This is a genomic window from Mesorhizobium sp. BR1-1-13 (assembly GCF_020165515.1).
Taxonomy (GTDB): Bacteria; Pseudomonadota; Alphaproteobacteria; order Rhizobiales; family Rhizobiaceae; genus Mesorhizobium.
In genome coordinates this window covers 1-13,019 of record NZ_JAIUIH010000008.1, presented here as the reverse complement: position 1 = coordinate 13,019, position 13,019 = coordinate 1, and the positions used below count along the sequence as shown (strand labels likewise).

Annotated in this window: 11 protein-coding genes; all 11 read right to left on the bottom strand. The window is 60.8% G+C overall.

The window, feature by feature from the left end; genetic code table 11:
• Positions 1-2: 2 nt before the first annotated feature.
• Positions 3-941: a glycosyltransferase family 2 protein gene (locus LB533_RS18800; protein WP_181169440.1), complete on the bottom strand. Its 939-nt coding sequence runs from the start codon at positions 939-941 to the stop codon at positions 3-5.
• Positions 938-1,816 (bottom strand): glycosyltransferase family 2 protein, encoded by an 879-nt coding sequence (locus LB533_RS18795; protein WP_140641777.1) that lies wholly within the window; start codon positions 1,814-1,816, stop codon positions 938-940. The genes LB533_RS18800 and LB533_RS18795 overlap by 4 nt, the downstream gene beginning before the upstream one ends.
• Positions 1,809-2,807: a polysaccharide deacetylase family protein gene (locus tag LB533_RS18790; RefSeq protein ID WP_140641775.1), complete on the bottom strand. Its 999-nt coding sequence runs from the start codon at positions 2,805-2,807 to the stop codon at positions 1,809-1,811. The genes LB533_RS18795 and LB533_RS18790 overlap by 8 nt, the downstream gene beginning before the upstream one ends.
• Entirely contained in the window at positions 2,804-4,366 is a 1,563-nt protein-coding gene (locus LB533_RS18785; RefSeq protein ID WP_140641773.1) for a glycosyltransferase, read from the bottom strand. The genes LB533_RS18790 and LB533_RS18785 overlap by 4 nt, the downstream gene beginning before the upstream one ends.
• Positions 4,363-5,457 (bottom strand): NAD-dependent epimerase/dehydratase family protein, encoded by a 1,095-nt coding sequence (locus LB533_RS18780; RefSeq protein WP_181169439.1) that lies wholly within the window; start codon positions 5,455-5,457, stop codon positions 4,363-4,365. The genes LB533_RS18785 and LB533_RS18780 overlap by 4 nt, the downstream gene beginning before the upstream one ends.
• Positions 5,454-6,557 carry a Gfo/Idh/MocA family protein gene (locus LB533_RS18775; RefSeq protein WP_181169438.1) on the bottom strand — a complete coding sequence of 368 codons (1,104 nt, stop codon included), beginning with the start codon at positions 6,555-6,557 and terminating at the stop codon, positions 5,454-5,456. The genes LB533_RS18780 and LB533_RS18775 overlap by 4 nt, the downstream gene beginning before the upstream one ends.
• On the bottom strand, positions 6,541-7,533 hold the full coding sequence (locus tag LB533_RS18770; RefSeq protein WP_224677901.1) for a glycosyltransferase family 2 protein: 993 nt from the start codon (positions 7,531-7,533) through the stop codon (positions 6,541-6,543). Before LB533_RS18770 ends, LB533_RS18775 begins: the two co-directional genes overlap by 17 nt.
• The gene (locus LB533_RS18765) at positions 7,530-8,546 is read right to left on the bottom strand and encodes a glycosyltransferase family 2 protein (RefSeq protein WP_224677900.1); all 1,017 of its coding nucleotides are present in this window, start codon (positions 8,544-8,546) and stop codon (positions 7,530-7,532) included. The genes LB533_RS18770 and LB533_RS18765 overlap by 4 nt, the downstream gene beginning before the upstream one ends.
• Complete coding sequence (locus tag LB533_RS18760; protein ID WP_181169437.1) at positions 8,543-9,688, bottom strand: glycosyltransferase family 2 protein; 1,146 nt, start codon at positions 9,686-9,688, stop codon at positions 8,543-8,545. The genes LB533_RS18765 and LB533_RS18760 overlap by 4 nt, the downstream gene beginning before the upstream one ends.
• A gap of 754 nt (positions 9,689-10,442) precedes the next feature.
• A complete protein-coding gene (locus LB533_RS18755; RefSeq protein WP_224677899.1) occupies positions 10,443-10,994 on the bottom strand; it encodes an invasion associated locus B family protein in 552 nt (183 codons plus the stop codon).
• A gap of 94 nt (positions 10,995-11,088) precedes the next feature.
• The coding region (locus tag LB533_RS18750; RefSeq protein ID WP_224677898.1) for an autotransporter outer membrane beta-barrel domain-containing protein at positions 11,089-13,019 on the bottom strand (1,931 nt) is incomplete at its 5' end.

Below are 13,019 nucleotides of genomic sequence, written 5' to 3'. Positions count from 1 at the left end.
CCTCACCTGGCCACGTGCGCAAGCTGTCGCCGAACCCTGCGCCGCTGCTTTGCTGTCCACATCATGATCTTCAGGGCAAGCCGTTCGGCTTTGCTTCCGATCGTTGCAGGCGTGACATAGGGCGCGCGTGCCAGCCGCAGCGCCAATTGGAGGCGGAAATCCCGCGTTCCACTTTCCATCACATGCTCCGCGATCCAGTCCAGAAAAGCGGCGCGGGCGGGGTGTTTCCCCATCCGGTCGTAGAGCCCTCGCTCAGTGGCCCTCGCCGAGGCCGAACTGGAATGCTGCCGGTAACATGCGAGAGTTACAGGAGTAACAAAGGCTGGGAATCGCAGGAATAGCTTCGCCCACAGAGCCTGGTCTTCATAGAGATCAAAGTGCTCCTCAAAGCCCCCAACCGTGCTAATCGCGCTTCTCCGCAAGAGCACGGAACAGGTGCACGGAACGTGGCCGTCCTGCATCAGCAGAAGCCGCCCCAGAAGCCTGGGGGGCTGATGCAAGCGTGCGGCAAGTCCGTCCGTCGGCTCGATCCAGTCGGAGCGCGCTCCATCCGGGTACCACCATTTGGTCGGCCCGAAAATCATTGCGGCATCCGGGTTTGCATCGGCTGCCGCCAGGACCGTCTGCAGCATATGCGGCTCATACAAATCATCTGCATCCAGGAAGGCGAGCAAATCGCCGCAGCCGGCCGCTATTCCGGCGTTTCTCGCTGCCGCGGCGCCACGCTTGGATCCGGGCGGCCTGCGCAGCACCTTAATTCGGGGATCGGTTGCCGCGGCATCATTGGCGATCCTGACACTGTCGTCCGTCGAAGTGTCGTCGACCAGCAAGAGCTCCCAATCCGCAACCGTCTGGGCCCGGACGCTGGCGATCGCTTCGCCCAGATTTGATTCCGCGTTGAGGAAGGGGGTTATGATTGTCACCCGCGGCAGGGAAGTCATCGCGGCAGCCGTCTGCTGATACTTCGCTTGCTCATCTTCCAGGTCTCGCGCGCGAGCACTTTCCAGATTGCGGAACGAATGCGGAGGGAGGCGCCCTGATCCACCATCACCCCATTCAGCCATTTGAGAAACGTGATACGCGCGGCTTCGTCAGTGCCTGCCCTGGCAGAAGCAGCAGAGCAGCTTTCGACGTGCTGGCGGTATCTCGCCCAAGTCTGGCCGGACACGTAGACGGGTGCAAATGCGAGCGCCTTCGCAAAGAATGTCTGGTCTTCGAACATCAGGCGAAAACTGTTCTCGAATCCCCCGAGGGTTGCGAACAAGCTTGAACGCATCAGGGCATTGCAAGTAGTCGGCGTCTGGGCCTGGTTCTGCAGCAGCAGCTCCAGCAGCACGGGCGGATCGTATCGGGCGTTTGGTTCGACTCCGAGCGGGTAATAGTAGTCCGCACGGCCAGCAACCGCTTCCCAGCTATGCCAGATCAGCGTCCGGCCGTAGATCATGCCGAGCGCCGGATCGCTTTCCATGATGGAGACTTGTTCGGACAGCTTTTCGGGCAGCCATGTATCGTCTGCATCAAGAAACGCGACATAGACGCCCCGCGCCTCGGCCAGCCCACGGTTGCGCGACGCGCTAATACCATGATTGCCATTGTCGGGATGAGAGAGTAGTCGCACCTTGCCTGGCAAGCGCTGCTCATAGTCGCGCACGATGACAGATGAACGGTCCCTCGAGCCATCGTCGACCACGAGGAGTTCCCAGTCGGTGAAGCTTTGACCGACAACGCTGTCAATAGCTTCCCGGAGATATCTCTCACCGTTGAACACGACGATGACTGCCGTGACGCGCGGTTCTCCGCATGCATGGTCAGCCATGGCATAGCACCGTACGCCGGAACTCTATCTCACCCCAATCAGCGACCGTGACCCGCGGCAGTCGGAAGGGGTCGACCCTGGGCCCAGCTTCACGCGGCAGGGTGGTTACTGCATAGTCCATGCCAGCAGATCTTACCGCTTTGGCGGTGCTGTCGTCGAAGTCTCCGAAGGGGTATGCGAATCCCGCCACCCTCCGCCCTGTGATCTCTTCGCATTGTTGGCGGCTAGCGGAGATCTCGCGTTCAAGATTGTCCCGTTTCAGCAACGGCAGGGACGGATGCGTGCAGGTGTGGGCACCGATCGAAACGCCATCGGTGTCGGCGAGATGCCGCAGCTCCGAATGAGTCATGGCGCGATCACGCGTTCGGGGGCTGGCGTCGGTTCCTGCCCATCTTGCCAGCTGCTGCAGCGCCCTCTTCCGTTCGTGTACTCTCAACGGCTTCAGCAGTGCGTGTAAGCCGAAATGGAGCGCCGTGCGACTGATGGCGAGATTCGATTTCGCGCGCGTGGCGTCCTCCGTCACGAGCCAATCATAGTTTCGGCCTGCGATCTGGATCGCCAGCCTCTCCGGGAGAGCAGGCGTCTCCAAAGTAATGCGCGACAGAATATCCCACCAGAACACTGAGGGATCGGTGAGCGCGTGGGTGGTGACGAAGACAGTCACAGGAGCGTTCATGCGTAGCATGATCGGCACGGCATTTTGCACGACATCCGCATAACCGTCGTCAAAGGTGACTGCCGCGGCATTTCTCGGTGGCTTTCCGTCCCGAAGCCGTTGTGCCAGCCATTGCAGGGGAACGATATCGCGCGCCTTTGCCAGGGTTTCGATTTGGCGCGCGAAATTTTGTGGCGAGACCGAGAGTTCCCAAGGATCGACGAGCGGTTCTCCGACGCGGTGATACATCAGCACGAGCGGCCGATTGTAACCAGCAAGCAATCGGCCCCGTCGCAGGAGCTTGCTGAGAGTTTGACGCACCGTCACGCCGCTCATCGCCTGAAAGCGCGCGCGGCGACAATCACCGGACAACAGGGGTCATGCACATCGAGCATTGCCGAATTCAGCTCATGTTCTGCCAAGCCATAGAGAAATCCGGTAGCCGAATAGGCGTTTCCATAGTGGCAGACTTCGACATTCTCCACCCCGAACCTCTCTGAGAGAAGCCGGCCCAGCGCCGCCGGGGTTATCGACCAGAACCAGCTCTCGCCCCATTCACCTCGGTCAATCGGGCTTACCCAAGGCACCGTGACCAGGAGCACGCCTCCCGGTTTCAGCATCCGCCATAGGGTTGCAACCGCAGCAGGGAGATCGAAAAGGAGGTGCAGGGTCTGGGTGAGCACGATGCAGTCAAATGTTTCGGACGGCAGATCGTCGCCGTTGGCCAGATCGCCCACCAAGGTCGTCAACGGGTGACCTTCATATCGGTTTAGAACGTCGCTCGTGGCAACCCGACTGCCTCCGAAGCGGGTCGTATAGGCGTTGTCCCCGATCTCCAGAACCCTGCCGGATATGTTCAGCGAACATGATGCGAGGAAAGTCTCGACATAGCGGCGGTCCACTGGCTTCCCGCGATCAAAACCGAAATTTGTACTGAAGGGCAGCGGGCGGCTGAGGTCACCGAACCGGACGCCCGAGCGGCGCCGACTTGACCAGCCCTTGAAACGCTGCAGCAGCATCATGGTGGTCTGCAAGGGCGCTGCGAGCGAAACGGCAATGGTGTTCAGCAGCTGACCGCCGAGCGAGGAACGGGATCGAACCGCTGTACTAAGCTGTCCCAGTTGCATATGCGCATAATAGCGTTTCCAATTTTCGACGCCCTGATGGTAGGCGGCCGTCCAGTCTGGATTGGTGTGCGCAAGGTTCCTCTGCCGGCCAAGGACTTTTAGCGCCGCGCGCAACATCATCGGATTGCTGTTGGACATATTCGTTGCGTGCCTGCGGTAATCTGCGAGACACTCCGGGGTGCATGCGGCCTTGTTTGCCCGGGACAGGCGAAGGTAGACGTCGTAATCCTCGCAAGCCCGTAGGGATCGATCAAATCCGCCAGCGGCCTCCAATGTGCTACGGCGATAGAGCACCGTCGCATGCATTCCAATCAGGTTGCCGGTCAAGAATCCGGCATACGGGTCCTCTCCCACTGGCCTCAGCGGAACTGAATTCCTGACTGCGCCGGTCTCATCGATGTAGCAATAGGCTCCATAGACCAAGGCGCAATCGGGACTGTCATGGAACAAAGCAAGATTGGTGGCGAGCGCCGTCGGGCGCAGCCTGTCATCGGCATCCAGGAACGCGATGAAATCGCCACGTGCTGCCTTCATTCCCGTATTCCGGGCAGCGGCTAAACCCTGGTTTTTTTGGCGGATGTAGTGGACGTCGACATACCGGCGAACGACGTTCTCGGGATTGTCCAACGAACCATCGTCCACAACGATGATTTCATCGGGCCGCACGCTCTGGTTCCGGACACTGTCGATCGCTTCCGCGAGAAATCGAGCATGGTTATAGGTCGTAATGACAACCGAGACACGGGCTACGGCGGGTCTGGCGGTCATCTCTCGCCCACTTGGCTCCGCGCAGTCGGGTAGCCGGCAAAGGTTAGCCATGCGACTGATCGCCGACATGCCTCCTCGAAGCCGACCACCGGTTGGTATCCGAGCTCGCGCTCGGCCTTGGCCGACGGGAGTTTCACCCGACACCGGTGCAACAGCGCACGTTCTTCAGATATCTTGATCTTTGGAGCCGTAGGCGGCCTCTGATTGAGCCCTGACTTCCGCCACTCGGCATAGCCTACCTTTAGTCCGCTGCGAACGGGTCTCGGGAGGCTTCGGACAAGCCGCCGGTATAGGTCGCCATCTCTCAGCCATTGTGTCCAGTTCGGTGCGAATGACAATGGCGCGGAAACCGAAATCGCAGCCAGGTCGAAGCCCAATGCCTCGGCGATCGGGCGGCAAAGATCTGCCCAACTTATCCTTTCGCGGTCCCCGACCAGATAGGTTCGCCCAGCCGCCTCGGGCACTTCGATGGCAAGCTTGATCGCATGAACGACATTGTCGACATAAGCGCTGTTGCAGATGCCATGGCCGCCATCCACCAGATAGGCAGAGCCTTCGAGGAGATCGTTGGCAAAGCCGCCCGTCCAGCTGGAGCGCGGGCCAAAGACAATTCCGGGCCGCAGCACCACCACCTGGATTGCACCGTCCCGTGACAATTCCCCGAGACGACGTTCAGCACGAACCTTGGCATTGTTGTACTCGACCGTCTGGCCGTCGTGCAGCGCGCTCGTTTCGTCCGTTCCGGGCGGCGGCGATTGGCCGTGAACGGATGCGCTACTGAGGTAGACCAGGCGAACGACGCCCGCGGCGGCGGCGGCACGATAGACAGGCTCGACGGCATCGACGATCGTGCGAGTATCACCGGCCACTGCATGAACAACGGACTGACAGCCAACAAGGGCCGCAGTAAGAGCAGGAACGTCATGCGCGTCCGCCACCCTTCCATCGATCGCAAAGCGGGACAGGCTGGCGAAGGCACTCGGCCTGCGAACGATCGGCCTCACCTCTGCCCAGCCGGAAAGATGCAGCAACTCCACGGTACGGCAACCTATGAAGCCGTTGGCGCCAAGCACGGCAACAGTGCCGGTCATTGTCTGGTCTCGGCGGAAGCAATGACGTGGCGAAAGTCTTCTGCTCCGAGCCAAGGCATGTCCAGCCGTTTCCGTCTGGCATAGCATTCCTCGATTTGCTTGAGCACGTTGCGCCCCGCTGTGGCGGACCCGGAAAGGGGGATTCCATTTCGGACCGTGTCGACCAAGTCCGAAATCTGATCGCAGAACGCGTCGACGAAATCGCGCGACCGGTCGTCGGTGTTGGTGAAGGAGGCGGTGGCTGTCGTGCGGCATCCTTTCAAGGCGATCTCTACAAGCTCAGTCTCATTGACTGCCCAAGAAATCGAGCCACGTTCGCCCTCAAGACGGTAAAGGTTCGGACGAGCCCAATCACGGCTCAACCGGACCGTTGCCTCGAAGCCGCCAAAACCTAACCGGACAAGGCAGTTCGCCTCGACGCCGCCCATTGCGTCATCGGCGTAGTGGATTTCATGGGGCTCTCCGAACCACCAGGTCAGGAGGTCGAGGCAGTGCGTGCCTATGTCCTGAAGCACTCCACCGCCGGATTCCGCGCGGCTGAAATAGCTCGTCGAAGCGACAGGCCACTGGAAGGGGCCACCCTCAAAACAACAAACACTTTGGATTTTTCCGATCAATCCGCCCTCGACCATGGCCTTTATCGATCGGGTGGCAGGGAACTGCCTTCTGACGAGGCCTGTTGCCACATGCAGGTTGTTGGCTGCCGCTACCGCGAGGATAAGATCTGCGTCGGAGCTGCTCGTGGCCATCGGCTTCTCGCATAGAACATGCATGCCGGCCCGCAACGCCTGCATCGACTGATCAAGATGGTATCGAGGCGGGGAAGCGATGATCGCCACATCGGCGCCCACAGCCAAAAGGCCGTCGAAACTGGCTGCAACCTTCGCTCCGGGCAGCCTCGCCTGTACGACCGCGGCGGATTTCGCTTCGGGATCAAAGATGCCTGCGACTGCGATCTGGCCTCTGCCTTGAAGGCGCGACAGCGCTTCCGCATAGTAGAGCTTCGTGACGGCGCCACATCCGGCCAAAACGAGACGGACAGGCTCACCTTGCCGCAGGCGTGCCGGCTGCCGTTGCACAGTTTCAATTTGGGCGGACAATCTCGCCTCCCTGCTTCGCAACGAGTCGCAGCATACGTCCAATTGTCTTGAGCGACGGATCGAGTTGGAAGGCTTCACTCATTTGCGCGAGGCATCCAGCCCAATCACCAGAGCCAAGCAGCCGCCGCCCGGTTTCGAGAGCGCTTTGCGAATAGGTCCGCCGAGCCGATGCGGCGACATCGTCCGCGAGTTCGCTTGGAAGATAGCTCTTGAAAATATCAATCGCCATTCGCGTGTAGGCCATGTCCCCGGCACTCCGGATATGGCGTCCTGTGTTCGATTGCGGGTGCATCCGATAAAGTGCAAGGGCTCGCGGTTCGTACCAGACGGGAAAACGAGAAGCGATGCGTATCCACATCTCCCAGTCTTCGCTGCATTTCAGCCGCCGGTCGAAGCCGCCGAGTTCTTCGTAGACCGCGCGTCGGACCGCGATGGACGGCGTCATGATGCGCTGTTCGAGCGCCAGTCGGACCACCGCATTCTCAAGCCGTCCGGAGATTGACTGCATTGCAGGTTCGATCGACAACTCCTGTCCATGGGCGTCCATGAAGACCGTCCGGCAGAACGCCGCTCCCACTCTCGGGTCCGCATCGAAACCTCGACCGAGCAATTCGTAGAATTCTGGTCGGACGGCATCGTCGCCGTGCAGGAGATGGACAAGTTCCCCCTGGGCTCGGTTCAGGCAGGTGTGGAAGTTGCCGATATGGCCGAGGTTTTGCGGCTGGCGGAAAAAGCCGACACGCCTTCCCCCGATTTCGTTCACGACTTTTTGCGGATCGTCGGACGAACAATCGTCAACCACTTCGATCTGCATATGAGCCGGGTCAGGGGCTTGCGCGAGCACGCTTTGCAGCGTTGAGGCAAGAAAGCGGGCGCTATTATAGACGGGGATCATCACCGACCACTTCGGACGAACAGCCGCCTGTGGCAAGGACGGGACCGGATCGCGATTCTCGAAGTTGCGGAAAGCCGTCATCTCCCGAGCACCGAGGATTTCAGCAGGAGCAGTGCCAACCGCGCGATATCGCGTTTCGGCACGTTGTTTCCGCCCCTGCCGCTTCGCAGCAATCGCAGGAAGCACGATCTGGCCGACGGCAAGTCACCTTCGTTCAGATACTGCTTCGACCATTCGTAAAAGTAACGGGAGCAGCCGCCAAGGGCAAACTGTGCCCCACGGGCATCCATGACATTCGCCATTCGCCGGTAGAATCCCTCGATCGCATCAAGCCTGAGCGGGCTTGGCAGCGCCGATACAAGCCCACCCGGGTGCAGACGATAGATACCTGCCACCTCGTCGACAAAAGCGAGGTCTGCTGTCTTTGCGCAATGCACATACAGCGGCCAGTCAGTAATCGGAAAGAAATCTGCATACCACGATGGTACGTCCCGAACGCACGCCGTTCGCATCATACCGCCGCAAGTGGCGAAGGGATTGCCTTCCCAGATCTCCCTTTGTGTGATTAAGGGCTTCTGATCCGGTGGCGTCCACCGCCGCGACGTGATCTCGTCGCCGTGCGCCACGAGCGCATTGTAAAATATGGCCGAGAGCTCAGGATGCGCGTCAAGATGGGCCACCTGATCTCGCAGCTTGGTCCTGGATGTCCACAGGTCGTCGCCGTCAAGGATCGAGACATAGCGCCCGCGCGCAACCCGGAGTCCTCTCGTAACGACCTCGTTGGATCTCAAGTTGCTGCCAGAATAGATCGCCGATAGTCTTTCGGGATAATCGGATACATAGCGCTCAACGATCTCCCGGGTACCGTCCGTCGAAAAATCTTCGCTGATCAGGATCTCAACACCGAATTCCGCGTCTTGCATGAGAACGCTGTCGATCGCTGCCGCTACGTAGCGTGCGTGATTGTAGGTGACAATGAGGACGGTCACACTGACCGTCGGTTCATTCACTGTCCGCTCCAAAGTGCATTCTGCCCCCTGGGCCAAGTTGCGGCCCGATGACGACTGCTCTTTCGACAGCAGCAGCTTCTTCATTCCAAGCCTCGAAGCAGAAACAGGCTGTCTGAGTCGCCGCCCTCCTGGGGCATTGCAAAGGTTCCTCGTTCGGGATGCTGCGCCAAATAGCCTCCGCAGGGTCCAAGTTTGCTGTCCATTACAGCCAGATTGTTGAGCAAGGCGCGGTAATCGGTATTCTCGCCCCGATCGAAAAACTCATCGACAGTGTAGTCCCAGAACGGTTTCCCGATCCCCGAGCTGCGGCCTTCGCGTTCCAGTTTGGTTCCTTGCTTCGCCTTGCGCCGGAAAATGGCAAGCGTCGCACCGGCGACTTTCGCGAACTGCGAGGGCGATCGCCAGAGCACCCTGGCGAAGTTCATGGCGACGGCAGCAAAGCGGCGCCTTTTAAGCCCGAGCCTGGCGATCTCGACATCGTTACGGAACATCACATCCGATAGGATCGGGCTCACCACCTCGGTGCAGCGAGCAAAGAGGCTCTCGAGCACCATCCGACGCGAGATGAGCATTCGGACGAAGTCTTGCGACATAGCCCCTGGCGTTCGGCGGTATCCGACCAAGTGCTCCATGACGACATCGAATCGGTATTTCGAGGCGATACTCAATTGGAGGAAGAAGTCCTCACAACCCTCCGCACCGTTTTCGCGCAGTCGCGAGGAATAGCCACCCATTTCGAGTAAGACATCGCGCCGGAACATTGCCGAACTTCCGTGACCTATAAAGTTCTGTCCGAGATGCTGCATGAATACCCATCCATGCGGGTGCGTGCGCTTAGGCGTAATGATCGCCCTATCATCGGCATCAATCGTCCGGTAAAGCGTATAGACAAGCCCGACATCATTGCCTGCTGCAGCGAAAACACGCAGCTGCTTTTCGAGTTTGGTTGGGTGCCAGAGATCGTCGGCGTCTATGGGCGCTATGTAGATGCCCTTGCTTGCACGTATCCCCGTATTCCGCGCCGACGCGACGCCACTGTTCTTCTGTTGGAGCAACTTGATACGCGGATCGTCATTAGATAGGCGGCGGACGATTGATGCAGTTTCATCGATCGAACCGTCGTCGACGACTATTATTTCGATGTTTCTGTAGGTCTGGTTTATCACCGACGCCAAGGTGCGTTCGATGAATTGTTCTGCGTTGTAGGCGGGGATAATAACGGCCACAAATGCGTGAGTAGGACATTGTGAGTTGCTCGTAGAACAGCTCTCCTTGGTGCGGCCACTTCCCTTCACTGTCACCCGGCCTCTGAGCTCTGCATGTACTGCTAAACGGTCGCTGTCCGGCTCATTAACATTTGGGCCACGCACACTGGACGGCCCCTCGCCCAGCCTTCTTAGGCGGCCGATCTATTCTCGTTGTGCGACAGCCCATAGCGTATTTTCCTTTCGCCCCTGGCGAGCTTGGGGTTTGAAACTCACGCAATAGCCCGCGCCCGCCCCCTGACTAAGTGACCCCAAAATGATCGCACCCATGCGTAGAGCCGCCCACGCAGAGTGGCGGATCCGAGAATATCTGCCGTTCCTGCAATCTATGCCCCTGGATGGTGAGTAGATAGATCGTCAAAAGCGGTATTCGATAAGGAAAATTCGCGACCGTTTCGGGGTGCCCGCGAGAATAAAACGGTCGCATTCACGAATGTCAGCGAGCCGGGGAACAGAAGCACGAAGGCAAGCAGGGTGACGCCAAGCGGAAGCCGCGGTCCACCCATGACCATGAAGACGGCGACGAAGGCGGCCGGACCGAACCCGCCAGCTAAACCCTTGAATTGTCCGCGGCACGATCATTCAACCAAGAAGTCTCTGATTGCTGACAGTTCCTTGTTCAGGGGTCCCGCTCCTCGCAGCCAAGCGGTCGTTGCGGTGGATCCGGCTTCGGACCGCTGCCAGTACCAGCCTGCCTTCGCAGCGATTCTACGTCTTACTGCAGCAGCGCCGCCGTCCTGTCGAGCGCGCCGGGAAAGCCCTTCAGCGACAGGGCCAGGTTCGTCTCCTTGCCGCCATCCGCGACGACCTTGACCTTGAGGCTGGTTCCGTTGCGCAGGGCCGCCAATGTGTCTCCCTCGAAGCTCAGGTCGACCAGGCAGCCCCCGGGCAGGCAGGTGCGGAAGCGCAGCGCCGGAAGCACCACGCCGTCATCGATCTGCAGCGTCACGCCCTGATCCAGCGCAAGGCCGAACGGCAAGATTAGCGTTCCTTGCACCATCTCGCCATTTGGGCGCACTTCCATCGCCAGCACGCGCTGGCGCGACTGCGCATCCGTTTGCTCCTGCGAAAGTGCACAGGCCTTTGCCGCCGCGCCGTTCTGCGTCGTGACATTGCAAGACACCGTCCAGTCACCATGCCCCTCCCTCAGGGAAGTTGCACCACCCGGCAGCCCGGCCTCCTGCGCAAACGCCGAAACGGCAAAGCCTATCACCAGCAGCGTGGTTGCTCCCAGCAGGACGCTTCTACCCCAGTTCTTCCGATTCATGTTCTGTCGGTTCCCATCAAACACTGGTCCGGGCGCGTGCCTCGCCCCCGGATTTTCGATCATCAAATCCCACTGTGTTGCAGCGGACTCGCACCTACCAGCGCACGCTGAAGCCGAGCTTGGCGCCGATTGAATTGCTGTCGCCGAACTTCTCGAGGCTTGTCTTGGCGGTAGCTTCGCCAAAGACGGCGTATTTGCCGTCGGCGAAGTCCACCGAGCCGCCGAGGCCGACACCGCCCCACAGCGCCTGGTTTTGGCTGACCAGCTTCACGCCCGACACGTCGACATCATAACCGTCGAGGAAGTCGTAGTAGAGGTTAGCGATGCCATAGACATGGGTGCGGCTGACCTGGCCCGCAGCATCCGCCCATTGGTCCTCATAGTCCGCCGACAGGCCGAGGCGGCCGACGAGGCTGTCGCCACTGCCGGGCGACACGGCCGTGCCGAACTTGTCGGTGAAGGTGTCGAAGCGGACGTCGGAGTAAGCAAGCTGCGCCTGCGGGGTCAGCGACCACTTGTTGGACAGCGCGATCTTCTGCCCGCTCTCGATGCTGAGGGCATAGCCGAACCCGTTGTTGCCCTCGGCCAGCGTGGTGCCGAGCGTGGCCGATCGGATATCGCTGTCATACCAGGTCGCCTGCGCCTGGGTGTCGACATAGAACCCGCCGTTGCCGAACCAGGTCAGCGTGCCGCCGACGCCGTAGCCGGTGGCGGCGATCGAGCCGGTGCCGAAGACCGACGAGATGTCCGCCACCGCGGTCCCGTAATGGGCGGTGATGCCGCCAATCAGCACGCCGTCCTCGCTCTCATGCAGCAGGCCGTCGACACCGGCATAAAGCTTCCAGGTCGTTACGTCGTAGTCGGTGCCGGTGGTCGAGGTCTTCGGGTCGAGCTTGGCGTGCGCCGCCTCGATGCGGGCCCAGATGGCCTTGCCGTCGACCGGGCCTTGGCCCGGGACATCAGCACCTTCCGGTGTTGCCCCCTCGCCCCACGATCTGTTGCCGATGCGCTGCTGCAAGGTGCCCAGTTCATTGAAGGTCTGCAGCACGCCTTCATAGGCCTCGTAGAGCGGCGCACTCGGCGCGTACAGCGGTCCTGGCGGATTGCTGGGTGTGGTGAGCGCGGAACGCAGGTACCAGTCGCCGTCGGTCGGCGTGCTGACGCCGTTCTTGTAGAGCCGATAGGCATAGGCGCCACCGACCACCGCCTGGTCGCCCTCGAAGACATAGTCGCCGGCGAGCGAGAAGGTGCCGGCCGAGGTCCCGCCGACATCGATGATCTTGATGCCTTCCACCGTCTGCGCGCCGCCGCCGCCGAGATTGGCGACCTTGAGCGTGGTGGTGCCGGCGGTGTCGCCGGTGACGACCAGCCGGTCGGTGGCGGAGCTGTCGTCCCCGAGCACCGTCTCGATCTCCAGCATGCCGCCATTGCCGGTGTAGTTGCCGGCAATGGTGAGCGTGCCCGGCAGGCCCGCATTGCCGGCGGCGATCGTGCCGCCCGCGGCGTTGGTGGTGTCGCAGACTGTGCCGGTGCCTTCGAGACGCCCGCCCGATAGCACGTTGACGTCGCCGCACAGGCTGCCCGAGACATTGAGCGTGCCGCCGCCGATCGCCGTGGTGCCGGTGAAGCCGGAAGAGTCGGCCGTCAGCGCCAGTGTGCCCGATCCGCTCTTGGTCAAGGCGCCGGCGCCGGAGATTGCCCCGTTGAGCGTCAGCGTCGTGGCGGCATCGGTCGCGATCGTGCCTTGGCCGAGCATGTCGACGGCGCGGTCGCTGGCGAAGCTGGCACTGGTGTTGAGCGCGCCGCCGTTGAAGGAAAGTCCGCCCGCCGCATCGCCGAGATTGCTATCCTGCGAGACCCGCAAGGTGCCGCCATTGACCGCCGTTCCGCCGCTGTAGCTGTTGGTGCCGGTCAGCACCAACGTGCCTGCATCGGTCTTCACCAGTTGGGCATTGCCGGTGAGCGCCGAAGCGACCGTCGCCGTGTACCCTGCGCCCGCACTGGTGCCGTCGCCGACCCTGATGG